This window comes from Lentzea indica, assembly GCF_012184385.1.
In the GTDB taxonomy this organism is placed as follows: domain Bacteria; phylum Actinomycetota; class Actinomycetes; order Mycobacteriales; family Pseudonocardiaceae; genus Lentzea; species Lentzea indica.
In genome coordinates this window covers 1-15265 of sequence record NZ_VSRL01000054.1, presented here as the reverse complement: position 1 = coordinate 15265, position 15265 = coordinate 1, and the positions used below count along the sequence as shown (strand labels likewise).

Sequence of the window (15265 nt, the reverse complement as noted above, 5' to 3'; positions counted from 1 at the left end):
GGGGAACCAATGGCCAACCCGCTGACTCCCGTTCTCACCACGCGCTGGACCGAGCCCAAGTCCTGGACCATCGAGACCTACGAGCGCACCGGCGGCTACACCGCCCTGCCCAAGGCGCTGGGGGCCCACCCGGACCAGCTCATCCAGCAGTGCAAGGACTCCGGGCTGCGCGGCCGCGGCGGCGCGGGCTTCCCCACCGGCATGAAGTGGGGCTTCATCCCGCAGGGCGACGGCAAGCCGCACTACCTCGTCATCAACGCCGACGAGGGCGAGCCGGGCACCTGCAAGGACATCCCGCTGATGATGGCGGACCCGCACTCGCTGATCGAGGGCGTGATCATCACGTCGTACGCGATCCGCGCGAACTTCGCGGCGATCTACGTCCGCGGCGAGGTCCTGCACTGCATCCGCCGCCTCAACGCGGCCGTGCGCGAGGCGTACGCCAAGGGCTACCTGGGCAAAGACATCCTCGGCAGCGGGTTCGACCTCGACGTGGTGATCCACGCCGGCGCCGGCGCGTACATCTGCGGCGAGGAGACCGCGCTGCTCGACTCGCTGGAGGGCCGTCGTGGCCAGCCGCGACTCAAGCCGCCGTTCCCCGCGACCTCGGGCCTGTACGCGTCGCCCACCGTCGTGAACAACGTCGAGACGATCGCGTCGGTTCCCTTCATCGTCAACGGTGGCGCCGACTGGTTCCGCGAGATGGGCCGTGACCGCTCACCCGGTCCGAAGATCTACTCGCTGTCCGGTCACGTCACGAACCCCGGCCAGTACGAGGCGCCGATGGGCACCACGCTCCGGCAGCTGCTGGACATGGCCGGTGGCATGAAGGACGGCATCCCGCTGAAGTTCTGGACGCCGGGTGGCTCGTCCACCCCGCTGTTCACCGCGGAGCACCTCGACGTGCCGCTGGACTTCGAGGGTGCCGCAGAGGCCGGTTCGATGCTGGGCACGACGGCGCTGCAGATCTTCAACGAGACCGTGTCCGTGCCGTGGGCCGTCATGAAGTGGACGGAGTTCTACAAGCACGAGTCGTGCGGCAAGTGCACGCCGTGCCGTGAGGGCACGTACTGGCTCGTGCAGATCCTGCAGCGGATGGTGCGCGGCGAGGGCAACGCGAGCGACATCGACACGTTGCTCGACGTCTGCGACAACATCCTCGGCCGCTCGTTCTGCGCACTCGGTGACGGTGCTGTCAGCCCGATCACCAGTGGCATCAAGTACTTCAAGGACGAGTTCCTCGCGCTGTGCGACACGAACTCCAAGGTCCTGGCTGGAGCGAACGCATGACCATCGCCCCTGACAAGAGCACGACCGCAGAGGTTGCCGTGCCCGAGGGTCACGTCAAGCTCATCATCGACGGCGTCGAGGTCATCGCGCCCAAGGGTGAGCTGCTGATCCGCACGGCGGAGCGCCTCGGCACGGTCATCCCGCGCTTCTGCGACCACCCGCTGCTGGAGCCCGCGGGCGCCTGCCGCCAGTGCCTCGTCGAGGTCGAGATGGGCGGCCGGCCGATGCCGAAGCCGCAGGCCTCCTGCACGATGACGGTCGCGGACGGCATGGTCGTGAAGACCCAGCTGACCTCGCCGGTCGCGGACAAGGCCCAGCAGGGTGTGATGGAGCTGCTGCTCATCAACCACCCGCTGGACTGCCCGATCTGCGACAAGGGCGGTGAGTGCCCGCTGCAGAACCAGGCGATCGCGCACGGCCGCAGCGACTCCCGCTTCCACGAGCACAAGCGGACGTTCCCGAAGCCGATCAACATCTCGACGCAGGTGTTGCTCGACCGCGAGCGTTGCGTGCTCTGCCAGCGCTGCACGCGGTTCTCCGCGCAGATCGCCGGTGACCCGTTCATCGAGCTGCTGGAGCGCGGTTCGCAGCAGCAGATCGGTACGGCGCAAGAGAAGCCGTTCCAGTCGTACTTCTCCGGCAACACCATCCAGATCTGCCCGGTCGGCGCGCTGACGTCGGCGGCCTACCGGTTCCGCGCCAGGCCGTTCGACCTCGTGTCGACGCCGGGTGTCTGCGAGCACTGCTCGTCCGGCTGCGCCGAGCGCACCGACTGGCGTCGCGGCAAGGTGCAGCGCAAGCTCGCCGGCGACGACCCGCAGGTCAACGAGGAGTGGATCTGCGACAAGGGCCGGTTCGCGTTCCGCTACGCCACGGCCGACGACCGCATCACGCGGCCGCTGGTCCGCGACCCCGAGACCGACGAGCTGCGCGAGTCCTCGTGGACCGAGGCGCTGCAGATCGCGGCGGCTGGTCTCGCCGAAGCCCGCGACGCGGGCGGTGTCGGCGTGCTGACCGGCGGCAGGCTGACCGTCGAGGACGCGTACGCGTACTCGAAGTTCGCCCGGATCGCGTTGCGCACCAACGACATCGACTTCCGCGCCCGGCCGCACAGCGCCGAGGAGCTGGAGTTCCTGTCCGGCACCACGGTGTTCACCAACCCGGACAACGGCGTCACGTTCCAGGGCATCGAGAAGGCGCCGGCCGCGTTGCTGGTCGCGTTCGAGCCCGAAGAAGAGGCGCCGATCGTCTTCCTGCGCCTGCGCAAGGCCGCCCGCAAGGGCACCACGAAGGTCTTCCACCTCGGCCAGTACACGACCCCGGCCGTGGAGAAGACGTTCGGCACGCTGCTCGCCTGCGTGCCCGGTGCCGAGGCGAACGCCATCAACGCGTTGGCGGAGCACGCTTCCGATGTCGTCGAGCTGCTCGGCAAGCCGGGATCGGTGATCCTGGTCGGCGAGCGCGCCGCCGAGGTCCCCGGCGCGTTCACCGCGGTCGCGAGACTGGCGGAGCGCACCGGCGCCAAGGTGGCGTGGATCCCGCGCCGTGCCGGTGAGCGCGGTGCGCTCGCGGTCGGTGCCACGCCGAACCTGCTGCCCGGCGGTCGCCACGTCGCGAACGCGGCGGCGCGCACGGAGGTCGAGCGCACCTGGGGTGTCGAGGAGGGCACGATCCCTGCGAGTCCGGGCCGTGACACCAACGGAATCCTCGAAGCCGCCGCGAACGGCGACCTGGCCGGCCTGGTGATCGGCGGCGTCGACCCGTTCGACCTGCCGGACCCGGCTCTGGCCGAGAAGGCGCTGGCGGGTGCCGCGTTCATCGTCAGCCTCGAGCTGCGGCCGAGCGCCGTCACCGCGAAGGCCGACGTCGTGCTCCCGATCGCCCCGTCGGTCGAGAAGTCCGGCAGCTACCTCAACTGGGAGGGCCGCCGCCGCGAGTTCGGCACGACGCTCGAGGGCACCGGCGCGCTGCCGGACTGCCGCGTGCTCGACACCCTCGCGGTGGAGATGGACGCCGACCTGTTCACGCAGACGCCCGCTGCCGCGGCCGCCGACCTGGCTCGTCTCGGCGAGGGCACCCCGAGCGGCTCCTCGCTCAACGTCGCCGCGCCGCTGCACAGCCCGGCCGGTTCCGGCAAGGCCGTGCTCGCCACGTGGCACCGCCTGATCGGCAACGGCTCGCTGCAGGTGGACGAACCGCACCTCGCCGGCACGGCACGACCTGCCGTCGCGAAGGTCGCGGAGACCACCGCGCAGCAGCTCGGCCTGACCTCCGGCGGGTACGTGACGGTCTCCACCGACCGCGGCGCGATCACGCTCCCGGTCGAGACCGACGACCTGCCCGAGGGAGTCATCTGGCTGCCCACCAACTCGGGTGACGTGACCGTCCGCCGCACGCTCGGCGCTGGCCACGGCTCGATCGTCTCCGTCAGCGGAGATTCTTCCTTTGGGGTGAAGTCATGACCCAGCACGTCTTCGCAGCGGAGATCGGCGACACCGCCAAGCTGCTCGCGGACGACCCGATCTGGCTGATCCTGATCAAGGTCGTGGGCATCTTCGCGTTCCTCGTGGTCATGACCCTGTTCATGATCAACTGGGAGCGCAAGGTCGTCGCGCGCATGCAGCACCGCCCCGGTCCCAACCGGGTCGGCCCGAACGGGTGGCTGCAGTCGCTCGCGGACGGTCTGAAGCTCGCCTTCAAGGAGGACATCCGCCCCGTCCTCGCGGACAAGTGGGTGTTCTTCCTCGCTCCGGTGATCTCCTGCATCCCCGCGTTCCTCGCGTTCTCGGTGATCCCGATCGCCGGCGAGGTCAACATGTTCGGCCAGCAGACCGCGCTGCAGCTCGTCGACCTCCCGGTCGGCGTGCTGGTGGTGCTGGCCTGCTCCTCGCTCGGCGTCTACGGCATCGTGCTGTCCGGCTGGGCCTCCGGCTCGCCGTACCCGCTGCTCGGCGCGCTGCGCTCGGCCGCGCAGGTGATCTCCTACGAGATCGCGATGGGCCTGTCGATCGTCGCGGTGATCATGTTCACCGGGTCGCTCTCGACCGGCGACATCGTCGGCGCCCAGGCGGCCACCGTGCTCGGGTTCCTGCCAGGCTGGTTCGGCATCCTGCTGTTCCCCAGCTTCGTGATCTACGTGGTGTCGATGGTCGGCGAGACCAACCGCGCGCCGTTCGACCTCCCCGAGGCCGAGTCGGAGCTGGTCGGTGGTTTCCACACGGAGTACAGCTCGCTGAAGTTCGCGCTGTTCTTCCTCGCCGAGTACGTCAACATGGTCACCGTCTCCGCGCTCGCGACCACGCTGTTCCTCGGCGGCTACCACGCACCGTGGAGCGGCGACTTCATGAACACCGGCTGGTGGGGCCTGCTCTGGTTCATCGGCAAGACGCTGTTCTTCCTGTTCCTCTTCATCTGGCTGCGCGGCACGCTTCCTCGCCTGCGCTACGACCAGTTCATGAAGCTGGGCTGGAAGGTGCTGGTCCCGACCAGCCTCGTCTGGATCATGGCCGTCGCGGTCATCCGCACCGGTGCGATCCAGCAGCTCTCCACGGCGCAGCGGCTCATCGCGCTCGGCGTGATCGTCGGCCTGGTGCTGCTGGTCTCGTTCCTGCTGCCGGACAAGAAGGTCCAGGACACCAAGGGCGTTCCGCTCGCGGGTTCCGGCTTCCCGGTGCCGCCTCTCGACCTCGCCGTCCCCAAGTCAGCGCCCAAGCGCAAGGTCAAGGTCGCCAACATCCCCAAGGACACGGCAGCCGTCACCACCGGTAAGGAGGCTGAGTAGGGATGTTCGAGTCCCTGAAAGGCTTCGGCGTCACCTTCGGCACCATGTTCAAGAAGGTGGTGACGGAGGAGTACCCCGAGGTCAAGAAGGTGACCGCGCCGCGGTTCCACGGCCGTCACCAGCTGAACCGGCACCCGGACGGGCTGGAGAAGTGCGTCGGCTGCGAGCTGTGCGCGTGGGCCTGCCCGGCAGACGCGATCTTCGTCGAGGGTGGCGACAACACCGAGGACGAGCGCTACTCGCCCGGTGAGCGCTACGGCATGGACTACCAGATCAACTACCTGCGCTGCATCGGCTGCGGCCTGTGCATCGAGGCGTGCCCGACCCGTTCGCTCACGATGACGAACGAGTACGAGCTCGCCGACGACAACCGGCAGGACCTGATCTTCACCAAGGAAGACCTGCTCGCCCCGCTGCTGCCCGGCATGGAGCAGCCGCCGCACCCGATGCGGCTGGGCGAGAACGAGCAGGACTACTACGTGAACGGCCCGCAGCTCGCCAAGGCGGCCCAGAAGGAGGAGGGTCAGCAGTGAGCTTCCTGACCTTCCTGGCCCAGCAGCAGCCGGAGCCCGTGCAGCGCGTGGTCGACACCGTCACGACCGGTGAGGCGATCGCGTTCTGGGTGCTCGGCCCGCTCGCGCTGGCAGGTGCCCTCGGCATGCTCTTCGCGCGCAACGCGGTGCACTCCGCGCTGTGGCTCGTGGTGACGATGCTCAGCCTCGGTGTGCTGTACATGATCCAGCAGGCGCCGTTCCTCGGCTTCGTGCAGATCATCGTCTACACCGGCGCGATCATGATGCTGTTCCTGTTCGTGCTGATGATGGTCGGCCGCGACAGTTCGGACTCCGTCGTCGAAGTCATTCGCGGACAACGACTCGCGGCCGCGTTGCTCGGCATCGGGTTCGCCGTGCTGATGGTCGGCTCCGTCGCCCGTGCGCTCACGTCGGTCGAGCCCGCCGGCCTCGCAGAGGCGAACGCCACGAACGGCGGCAACGTCGGCAACATCGGCGTGAAGCTCTTCACGGACTACCTGTTCGCGTTCGAGCTCACGTCGGCTCTGCTGATCACCGCCGCGCTCGGCGCGATGATCCTGGCCTTCGTCGGCAGGGACGGGAAGCCCGCCAAGAAGACGCAGAAGGAACTCGTCGAGGAGCGCTTCCAGGAGGGCAAGCGGGTCGGGTCCATCCCCGGTCCTGGTGTCTTCGCCACCGCGAACTCGGTGGCCACTCCCGCACTGCTGCCCGACGGCAGCGTGTCGGAGGAGTCGCTGTTCGAGGTCATCGAGGCGACCGACAAGTCCACGCTTTCGGACGACGTCGCCGACGTGGCCGGCACCGGGCACGAGGCCGACGCGCACGCGCTCAAGGGAAGTGAGTCGTGACTCCCACCTACTACCTGCTGCTGTCGGCACTGCTGTTCAGCATCGGCGCCGTCGGTGTCCTGGTGCGCCGCAACGCCATCGTGGTGTTCATGTGCGTCGAGCTCATGCTCAACGCGGTCAACCTGAGCCTGGTGACGTTCGCGCGGATCAACGGCTCGCTCGACGGTCAGGTGATGGCGTTCTTCGTGATGGTCGTCGCCGCGGCGGAGGTCGTCGTCGGCCTCGCGATCATCATGTCCATCTTCCGGACGCGTCGCTCGGCCTCGGTCGACGACTCGAACCTGCTGAAGTACTGAGGGGTCACCGGTGACGGAACCTGTTGCCGCCAGCGGGATCGCTTCTCTCGCCTGGCTTTTGTTGGCGCTGCCCGCGTTCGGCGCGGCCGTGCTGCTGGTCGGTGGCAAGCGCACCGACAAGTGGGGCCACCTGCTCGGCTGCGCCACCATCCTCGGCGCGTTCGGGTACGGCCTGGCGCTGTTCTTCGACACCCTCGGGCAGTCGGGGGAGCGGACCAGTGAGCTGTTCCTGTTCAACTGGATCGACGTCAACGCGCTGAAGATCGACTTCGCGCTGCGGCTCGACCCGCTGTCGCTCACGTTCGTGCTGCTGATCACCGGTGTGGGCGCGCTGATCCACATCTACTCGGTCGGCTACATGGCGCACGAGGAAGGCAGGCGGAAGTTCTTCGCCTACCTGAACCTCTTCGTCGCGGCGATGCTCCTGCTGGTGCTGGGCAACGGTTTCGTGACCCTGTACTTCGGCTGGGAGGGCGTCGGTCTCGCCTCGTACCTGCTGATCGGCTGGTACCAGTACAAGCCGGAAGCGGCGTCGGCGGCCAAGAAGGCCTTCCTGATGAACCGCGTCGGCGACCTCGGTCTGGCCATCGCGATCTTCATGATGTTCAACCGGCTCGGCACGACCGACTACACCGAGGTCTTCGCGCGGGTGAGCGAGTTCTCCTCCGGTGAGGTCCTCGCGATCACGTTGCTGCTGCTGCTCGGCGCGTGCGGCAAGTCCGGTCAGTTCCCGCTGCAGGCCTGGTTGCCCGACGCCATGGCCGGTCCGACCCCGGTCTCCGCACTGATCCACGCGGCAACGATGGTCACCGCGGGCGTGTACCTGATCGCCCGCTCGAACCCGCTCTACAACCTGAGCGAGGACGGCCGCCTGGTCGTGATGATCATCGGTGCTGTCACGCTGCTGATCGGTTGCATCATCGGTTGCGCCTACGACGACTTCAAGAAGGTCCTGGCGTACTCGACGGTCTCGCAGATCGGTTACATGATCCTCGCGGTGGGCCTCGGCCCGATCGGGTACGCGCTGGGCATCATGCACCTGCTGACGCACGGCTTCTTCAAGGCAGGGCTCTTCCTCGGTGCCGGTTCGGTCATGCACGGCATGAACGACGAGGGCAACATCCGCAGGATGGGCGGCCTGGCGAAGTACCTGCCGATCACGTTCGTCACATGGACGCTCGGCTACCTCGCCCTGATCGGCATCCCGCCGTTCTCCGGCTACTTCTCCAAGGACGCCATCATCGCGGCGGCGTTCGGTGCGGAGGGCTGGCGCGGCTACGTGTTCGGTGGCGTCGCACTGCTCGGTGCCGCGCTGACCGCGTTCTACATGACGCGCCTGTTGATCCTCGTGTTCCTCGGCAAGCCGCGCTGGAAGGAACTGAAGTCGGAGGACGGCCGCGAGTACCACCCGCACGAGTCGCCGCTGACGATGACGATCCCGATGATCATCCTCGCGGTCGGTTCGGTCGGCGCCGGTTGGTGGTTCGCCTCCGGCGGCAGGCTGGCCGGGTGGCTGGAGCCGTCGCTCGGCGAGCTGAAGGAGTCGCACGGCGTCCTGTCGCACGGCATGGTCGGGATCCTGACCGTGGTGCTCTCGCTCGTCGGTGCCGGACTCGCGTTCCTGCTCTTCGGCCGCGGCAAGCAGCCGGTCGAGGCGCCGTTGCGGGTGTCGTTCCCGGTGCGCGCAGCCCGTGCTGACCTGTACGGCAACGCACTGAACGAGGCACTCTTCGCGCGGCCGGGCACCTGGCTCACCCGCGCGCTGGTGTTCCTCGACCTGAAGGGCGTCGACGGGCTGGTCAACGGCACCGCGGCGCTGCTCGGCGGTAGTTCCGGCCGGTTGCGCAGGCTGCAGACCGGGTTCGTCCGCTCCTACGCACTGTCCATGCTGCTGGGCTCGATCTTCGTGCTCGGAGCGCTCCTGGTGGTGAGGTTCTCGTGACCTGGGTTCTGATCGCGCTGCTGGTCGTGCCGCTGGTCGGCGCGCTGGTGGTGACGTTCCTGCGCAAGGACGACACGAAGGCCAAGCTCGTCGCGCTGGCGTTCTCGCTCGTCGAGCTCGTGCTCGCCGGCCTGCTGTGGTTCGCCTACGACCCGGACGGCGACCGCATCCAGCTCGCCGCCGGCGTGGACTGGATCCCGGCGTTCGGCGTGCGGCTGTCGTTCGGCATCGACGGCATCGCACTGGTGATGATCGCGGTGATCGCGCTGCTGATCCCGCTGGTGATCGGTGCCGGCTGGACGGAGAAGCTGCCGGCCGGCCGTTCGCAGGGCGGGTACCTCGCGCTGATTTTGGTGCAGGAGGCGGTGACGGTCGCGGTGTTCGCGGCCACCGACGTCTTCCTGTTCTACGTGCTGTTCGAGGTCATGCTGATCCCGATGTACTTCCTGATCGGCGGCTACGGCGGCGCGCGCAGGCAGTACGCGGCGGTCAAGTTCTTCCTCTACTCGTTCCTCGGCGGCCTGATCATGCTGGCCTCCGCGATCGGCGCCTACGCGATGGCGTCGGACGAGCTGGGCAAGGGCACGTTCGACTGGGCGACCCTGGTGACGGTGGTCCGCGACGCCGACTCGACGACGCAGACCTGGCTGTTCCTTGGCTTCTTCCTGGCGTTCGCGATCAAGGCGCCGCTGGTGCCGTTCCACACCTGGCTGCCGGACGCGGCCGCCGAGGCGCCCATCGGCGTCACGGTGATCGTCGTCGGCATCCTGGACAAGGTCGGCACGTTCGGCATGCTGCGCTACCTGCTGCCGATGTTCCCGGAGGCGTCGAAGAACCTGGCGCCGTTCGTGCTCGTGCTCGCGGTGGCCGGTGTCCTTTATGGATCCCTGCTCGCCACGGGGCAGCGGGACATGAAGCGGTTCCTCGCTTACGTCTCGATCGCCCACTTCGGCTTCATCGCGCTCGGCATCTTCTCGTTCACGTCGCAGGCGGGCGTGGGCTCGGTGTCGTACATGCTCAACCACTCGATCTCGACCGGCATGCTGATCCTGGTGATCGGCATGGTGATCGCGCGCGGTGGTTCCTCGCAGATCTCCGACTACGGCGGCATGTCGAAGGTGGCCCCGCTGCTCGCGGGCATGCTGCTGCTCTCCGGTCTGACCACGCTGTCGCTGCCGGGCACGAACTCGTTCGTCTCCGAGTTCCTGGTGCTGATCGGCTCGTTCCCGACGCAGCCGGTCCACACGATCCTCGCGACGGTCGGCATGGTGCTCGCGGCGCTCTACGTGCTGTGGCTCTACCAGCGGATGATGACCGGCCCGCTGCGCGGAGACGCTCTCGTGGCTGCTGCCGCCGGTCCGGGCGCTGTCGGCGACCCGGAGAAGAAGACGGCCATCGGCGACCTCGACAAGCGCGAGATCGCCGTGCTGGCACCGCTCGTTGTCATCGTGCTGGCACTCGGGTTCTACCCGCAGCCGGTGCTCGACGTCATCACCCCGACTGTCGGGGCGACGCTGACCGAGGTCGGCGTGACCGACCCGGTCACCGTGCAGGAAGGCAAGTGACGTGAACCTTCTCGTCGCTCAGGCGCAGACGATCGAGGCGCCGGAGATCGATTACGGCGCCACCGCGCCGGTGCTGATCGTGCTCGGCGCGGCGTGCATCAGCGTGCTGCTGGAAGCGTTGCTGCCCAAGCACCAGCGGTGGGCCGTGCAGCTCGTGCTGTCGCTCGTGACGCTGGTCGGGGCCACCGGCGCGTTGATCCTCTACGCGACCTCGGAGCGCCCCGCGCAGGGCGTGGCGACGCTGGCGGGTGCGATCGCGGTCGACTCGCCGTCGCTGTTCCTGTGGGCCACGTTGCTGGTGCTGGCGTTCGGCTCGATCCTGCTGATCGCCGACCGCTCGGTGGAGCCCGGTGGCGCGTTCGTGGCCCAGGCCGCGATCCGTCCCGGCACCATCCAGGACCGCGCGCAGGCGACGAAGACCGGCATGCAGACCGAGGTCTTCCCGCTCACGCTGTTCGCGCTCGGCGGCATGATGACGTTCGTCGCGTCGAACGACCTGCTCACCATGTTCATCGCGCTGGAAGTCCTGTCGCTGCCGCTGTACCTGTTGTGCGGCCTGGCTCGCCGCCGTCGCCTGCTCTCGCAGGAAGCGGCCGTGAAGTACTTCCTGCTCGGAGCGTTCGCCTCCGCGTTCTTCTTGTACGGCGTGGCTCTGCTGTACGGCTACGCGGGCTCGGTGAAGCTCTCGGCCATCGCGTCCGCTGCCGCCGGCACCGACCGCTCCGACACGCTGCTGTTCGCGGGCTTCGGCCTGCTGGTGGTGGGTCTGCTCTTCAAGGCAGCGGTCGGCCCGTTCCACGCCTGGACCCCGGACGTGTACCAGGGCGCGCCGACGCCGATCACGGCGTTCATGGCCGCGTGCACCAAGGTCGCCGCGTTCGGCGGCATCCTGCGCGTGCTCACCGTGGCGTTCCAGAACACGCAGTGGGAGTGGCGCGGCGTGCTCTACGGCGTCGCGGTCGTGTCGATGGTGATCGGCGCGGTGCTGGGTCTCACGCAGACCGACGTGAAGCGCATGATCGCGTACTCGTCGGTGGCGCACGCGGGCTTCCTGCTGATCGGTTCGATCGCGCTGACCCCTGCGGGCTCGGCTTCCGGCGTGAGCGCGACCATGTTCTACCTGCTGGCGTACGGGTTCACCACGATCGCCGCGTTCGGCATCGTGTCGCTGGTCCGCAACTCGGACGGCGAGGCGACGCACCTGTCGCAGTGGGCGGGTCTCGCGAAGCGGTCGCCGATCGTGGCGGCCGTCTTCACGTTCCTGCTGCTGGCACTGGCCGGAATTCCGCTGACGTCCGGCTTCATCGGCAAGTTCGTCGTGTTCAGCGCGGCGATCGACGCCGGCCTGACCCCGCTCGTCGTGATCGCGCTGGTGGCCTCGGCCGTCGCCGCGTTCTTCTACCTGCGGGTGATCGTGCTGATGTACTTCAGCGACCCGGCGCCGGACGGCCCGACCGTGACCGTGCCGGGTGCGTTCACCACGATCGCGATCACGTTGGGTGCCGTCGTGACCCTGGTGCTGGGGTTGTGGCCCACGTTCGTGCTCGATTGGGCGGGTACCGGCACCTTCCTCAGCTAGGTGTACGTAGTCTGCTGGTGTGACCAGTAGCGAGCATGAGGGACCGGGGTTCGCGTTGGTGGACCCCGTGCTCTCCGAGGTAGTCCAGGACGGCCTTGCCGAGGTGGAGCGCAACCTGCACGACGTCGTGCAAAGCGAGTTCCACCCGGTCACGGAAACCTCGCTTCACCTTGTGGAGGCGGGCGGAAAGCGGATCCGCCCGCTCTTCACACTGCTCGCATCGCAGTTCGGCGCCGACTGGGACCGGGAGAAGGTCATCAAGGCGGCCACTGTGGTCGAGCTCACCCACCTCGCGACGCTCTACCACGACGACGTCATGGACGAAGCGACCATGCGGCGCGGCGCGGTGTCCGCGAACGTCAAGTGGGACAACAGCATCGCGATCCTGACAGGCGACTTCCTGTTCGCCCACGCGTCACGGCTCACCGCCGATCTGGGGACGGACGCGGCGCGGATCATCGCGGAGACCTTCTCGGTCCTGGTGACCGGGCAGATGCGCGAGACCGTCGGCCCGCAGCCGGGCGAGGACCCGATCTCCCACTACCTCACGGTGATCGAGGAGAAGACCGGTGTCCTGATCGCCACCGCGGCCAGGTTCGGCGGGATGTTCTCCGACGCGACCGAGGACCAGACGGACGCGCTGCGCCGGTACGCCGAGGTGATCGGGGCGGCGTTCCAGATCTCCGACGACGTCATCGACATCGCCTCGCCGTCGGCCGAGTCCGGCAAGACGCCGGGCACCGACCTGCGCGAGGGCGTGAAGACGCTGCCGATGCTCTACGCGCTCGCTGAGCCGTCCGAGACGCGGCTCGCCGAGCTGCTGGCAGGGCCGATCACCGAGGACGCGCTGGTGGACGAGGCCCTGTCGCTGCTGCGGAAGTCCTCCGGCATGGACAAGGCACGCGAGACCCTCGACGAGTACGCGGACCGGGCTCGCACGGAACTGGGCAAGCTGCCGCCGTGCGCCGCGCGTGACGCACTCGATGAGCTCGCGACCTACTGCGTGGCGCGGTCTCGTTAGGGATCACTCGACCGGCGCGAGCAGGTGCTTGCGCCGGTTCTTCACCGCGTCGAAGGTGAAGATCGTGAGGGCGAGCCAGACGAGGGCGAACCCGATCCACCTGCTGGGCGGCATCGGTTCGCTCACGACGAACACGCCCCAGACGAACTGCAGGATCGGCGCGAGGTACTGCAGCATGCCCATGGTGATCAGCGGGATCCGTTGCGCGCCCGCGCCGAACAACACCAGCGGGACCGCCGTGACGATGCCGGTGCTGAGGATCATCAGCGTGTGGCCGGTGCCTTCGGTCGTGAAGGTGTTCGCGCTGCCGAGTGCGATCAGGTAGATCAGCGCGATCGGGGCGATCACCGCGCTCTCCGCGGTGAGGCTGGAGATGGCGTCGAGCGGCACCTTCTTCTTGAGCAGCCCGTAGATGCCGAACGAGCCCGCCAGGATCAGCGAGATCACCGGCAGCCTGCCGTAGTCGATGGTGAGCACGATCACAGCGGCGACGACCACGCCGATCGCGATGGTCTGCGGCAGCCGAAGGCGCTCCTTCAGGAAGATCATTCCGAGCGCCACGCTGACCAGCGGCGTGATGAAGTAGCCGAGCGCCGCCTCGACGACGTGCTGGCTGTTGACCGCGTAGATGTACGTGCCCCAGTTCGCCGTGATCAAGATCGCTGCGGCGGTAACGATGAGCCAGCCTTTTCCTGATAACTCAAGGAAAGGACGCCATCTCCTGAGCACCGCGACGGCGATGGCGAGCGTGAGGAACGACCAGACGATCCGGTGTGCGAGCACCTCGACGGGCTGGGCGGGGATGAGGAGTGGCCAGTACGCCGGGAACAGTCCCCAAAGGACGTAGGCGAGTGCGCCGTAGGTGACACCTCGCCTCTCGGTGTGAACTTCTGCCGAAGTAGTGGTCGAAGTCGTCAGGGGCGGCACAAAATGTCACTCTACGCTGGGGTTTCCACCCGTTATTTGCGCTGAACGGCGTAGTGACGGAGCATCATCAAAGGCACTGTAGTTTGGCCATGCTCACCCTTCCGAGTGAGTGAGGTCGGGTGTGGTCGTAGAAGGGGCTTACCCGTGAATGTCTTCGGGCAGGTCTGGCTGTGGAGTCTGCTGTCGTTCGTCGCGGGAGTGGCACTCACGTGGCTGGTGATGGTTCGGCCCGCACGCCGGCAGGTGGCCGAGCTCGAAGATCGACTTCGTGATGCGCGCCGGTCGGCCCCGCCGATCGCGATGCCTCCTGAGGCCGATGACTTCGAGGTCGACGATTGGGACGACACTCCGCCGCGTTCGCTCAGCGACGAGATGCTGGCCCCGCCGCCGCCTTCGCCCGCTCCCGCGCCGTACGTGGAGCCGCCCGCCTACTTCGGTGAGCCCGTGCCCGCACCGGCTCCGGCGCCGATTCCTGTGCCGGCCCCTGTCGTGGAGGAGCCTGTCGAGGCTCCCGTCGAAGAGGTCGAGGAAGAGCCTTCCGCCCCGGTCCGCCAGTACATGGAGCCGGACGAGTCGCAGTGCCGGTTCGAGGAGCAGCTGGCCGAGCAGAAGGCGCTGGCCGACGCCGACGACGACCGTCCGCGTTCGCTGTTCGAGCGCCTCTCGCCGGAGGACGTTCCCGCCGAGTCCCCGGCCGAGATGACGACGGTTCTGCCGCGCTCCGGTCTCGAGGCCGCCGACTTCGACGACGAGCCTGAGCTGCCTGCCGAGCAGACGTCGTACGTGCCGACCGTCGAGCCGGTCGCCGAGGTCGGGCCGCCTGCCCGGGAGCCGACCGCGCCGCCGGAGGTCGACGAGCAGGCCGACGACTTCATCTACCAACCGCGCGAGGTGTGGGCGGAGCAGGAGCAGGAGGCGTTCCTCGACGAGGCCGAGGAGCAGGAGGACGAGCCCGCGGGTACTCGCTCCGAGCAGACGACGTTCATCGCGGTCGAGGAACGCAGCTGGCCCGACACCGACCTCACCGGTGAGTACCCCGGCATGCGGGACGAGATCTCCGGCCAGCTCGACGGCTTCACCGAGCCGGAGCCGGAGCCGGAGCCGGAGTCACCGGCGGAGCGGACCCAGCTCGTCGAGCCGGTCGACCTGGACGCGCCGCACGTCCGCAACGGCGTCTTCGAGACGACGCTGGCCGAAGAGCAGGCCTTCACGGAGCCTGAGCGCGAGCAGCCGGCCGCGCACGCCATGCGCGAGCCCGTGAGCCCTGAGCCGTACTCCCACGCCCTCCGTGAGCCTCTCGAGCCGCAGGAAGCCGAACCGGTTCTCGAGGAGTTCGTCGAGCCCAAGGTCAGCTCCGCCCAGCCGTTCAGCGATCCCGGTGCTCCTGCGCCCGCGCCGTTCTCGGCGTTCGGCGCGCCCGCCGAGGTCGAGGACACCACCCAGGAGCGCAGGCCGCACGGCGTCGGCGCCGCCTTCGCCCACG

The 15265-nt window shown here is 68.2% G+C and carries 12 protein-coding genes; 11 read left to right on the top strand and 1 reads right to left on the bottom strand.

What is annotated here, in order from left to right; translation table 11 throughout:
* Window positions 1–9: 9 nt before the first annotated feature.
* From nuoF to FXN61_RS17140, 10 genes are read left to right on the top strand one after another with little or no spacing between them, the layout of a single operon-like run.
* On the top strand, window positions 10–1290 hold the full coding sequence (gene nuoF / locus FXN61_RS17185) for an NADH-quinone oxidoreductase subunit NuoF (protein ID WP_167975084.1): 1281 nt from the start codon (window positions 10–12) through the stop codon (window positions 1288–1290).
* Window positions 1287–3752 (top strand): NADH-quinone oxidoreductase subunit G, encoded by a 2466-nt coding sequence (locus FXN61_RS17180; protein ID WP_167975083.1) that lies wholly within the window; start codon window positions 1287–1289, stop codon window positions 3750–3752. Before nuoF ends, FXN61_RS17180 begins: the two co-directional genes overlap by 4 nt.
* 23 nt (window positions 3753–3775) lie before the next feature.
* Window positions 3776–5071, top strand: a complete 1296-nt coding sequence (nuoH, locus tag FXN61_RS17175) for an NADH-quinone oxidoreductase subunit NuoH (protein ID WP_167975111.1) — start codon at window positions 3776–3778, stop codon at window positions 5069–5071.
* A gap of 2 nt (window positions 5072–5073) precedes the next feature.
* Window positions 5074–5604, top strand: a complete 531-nt coding sequence (nuoI, locus tag FXN61_RS17170) for an NADH-quinone oxidoreductase subunit NuoI (protein ID WP_167975082.1) — start codon at window positions 5074–5076, stop codon at window positions 5602–5604.
* Window positions 5605–5609: 5 nt separating this feature from the next.
* Window positions 5610–6452: an NADH-quinone oxidoreductase subunit J gene (locus tag FXN61_RS17165; RefSeq protein ID WP_246291674.1), complete on the top strand. Its 843-nt coding sequence runs from the start codon at window positions 5610–5612 to the stop codon at window positions 6450–6452.
* Window positions 6449–6748, top strand: a complete 300-nt coding sequence (gene nuoK, locus FXN61_RS17160) for an NADH-quinone oxidoreductase subunit NuoK (RefSeq protein ID WP_030473209.1) — start codon at window positions 6449–6451, stop codon at window positions 6746–6748. Before FXN61_RS17165 ends, nuoK begins: the two co-directional genes overlap by 4 nt.
* Window positions 6749–6785: 37 nt before the next feature.
* Window positions 6786–8690: an NADH-quinone oxidoreductase subunit L gene (nuoL, locus tag FXN61_RS17155; RefSeq protein WP_167975109.1), complete on the top strand. Its 1905-nt coding sequence runs from the start codon at window positions 6786–6788 to the stop codon at window positions 8688–8690.
* Window positions 8687–10255, top strand: coding sequence for an NADH-quinone oxidoreductase subunit M (locus FXN61_RS17150; protein ID WP_167975081.1), 1569 nt, complete (start codon window positions 8687–8689; stop codon window positions 10253–10255). The genes nuoL and FXN61_RS17150 overlap by 4 nt, the downstream gene beginning before the upstream one ends.
* 1 nt (window position 10256) lies before the next feature.
* Entirely contained in the window at window positions 10257–11834 is a 1578-nt protein-coding gene (gene nuoN / locus FXN61_RS17145; protein ID WP_167975080.1) for an NADH-quinone oxidoreductase subunit NuoN, read from the top strand.
* Window positions 11835–11853: 19 nt separating this feature from the next.
* Window positions 11854–12855, top strand: coding sequence for a polyprenyl synthetase family protein (locus FXN61_RS17140; RefSeq protein WP_167975079.1), 1002 nt, complete (start codon window positions 11854–11856; stop codon window positions 12853–12855).
* 3 nt (window positions 12856–12858) lie between these two features.
* On the opposite strand, the gene rarD is transcribed toward FXN61_RS17140, so the two are convergent.
* Window positions 12859–13782: an EamA family transporter RarD gene (gene rarD, locus FXN61_RS17135; RefSeq protein WP_167975078.1), complete on the bottom strand. Its 924-nt coding sequence runs from the start codon at window positions 13780–13782 to the stop codon at window positions 12859–12861.
* Between the two features lie 144 nt (window positions 13783–13926).
* Here rarD and FXN61_RS17130 point away from each other — a divergent pair.
* The coding region (locus FXN61_RS17130) for a hypothetical protein (RefSeq protein WP_167975077.1) at window positions 13927–15265 on the top strand (1339 nt) is incomplete at its 3' end.

Bases quoted from the DNA above. Each gene is read 5' to 3' on its own strand.
- FXN61_RS17180 (WP_167975083.1), top strand. From the start codon at position 1,287: ATGACCATCGCCCCTGACAAGAGCACGACCGCAGAGGTTGCCGTGCCC.
- nuoF (WP_167975084.1), top strand. From the start codon at position 10: ATGGCCAACCCGCTGACTCCCGTTCTCACCACGCGCTGGACCGAGCCC.
- nuoI (WP_167975082.1), top strand. From the start codon at position 5,074: ATGTTCGAGTCCCTGAAAGGCTTCGGCGTCACCTTCGGCACCATGTTC.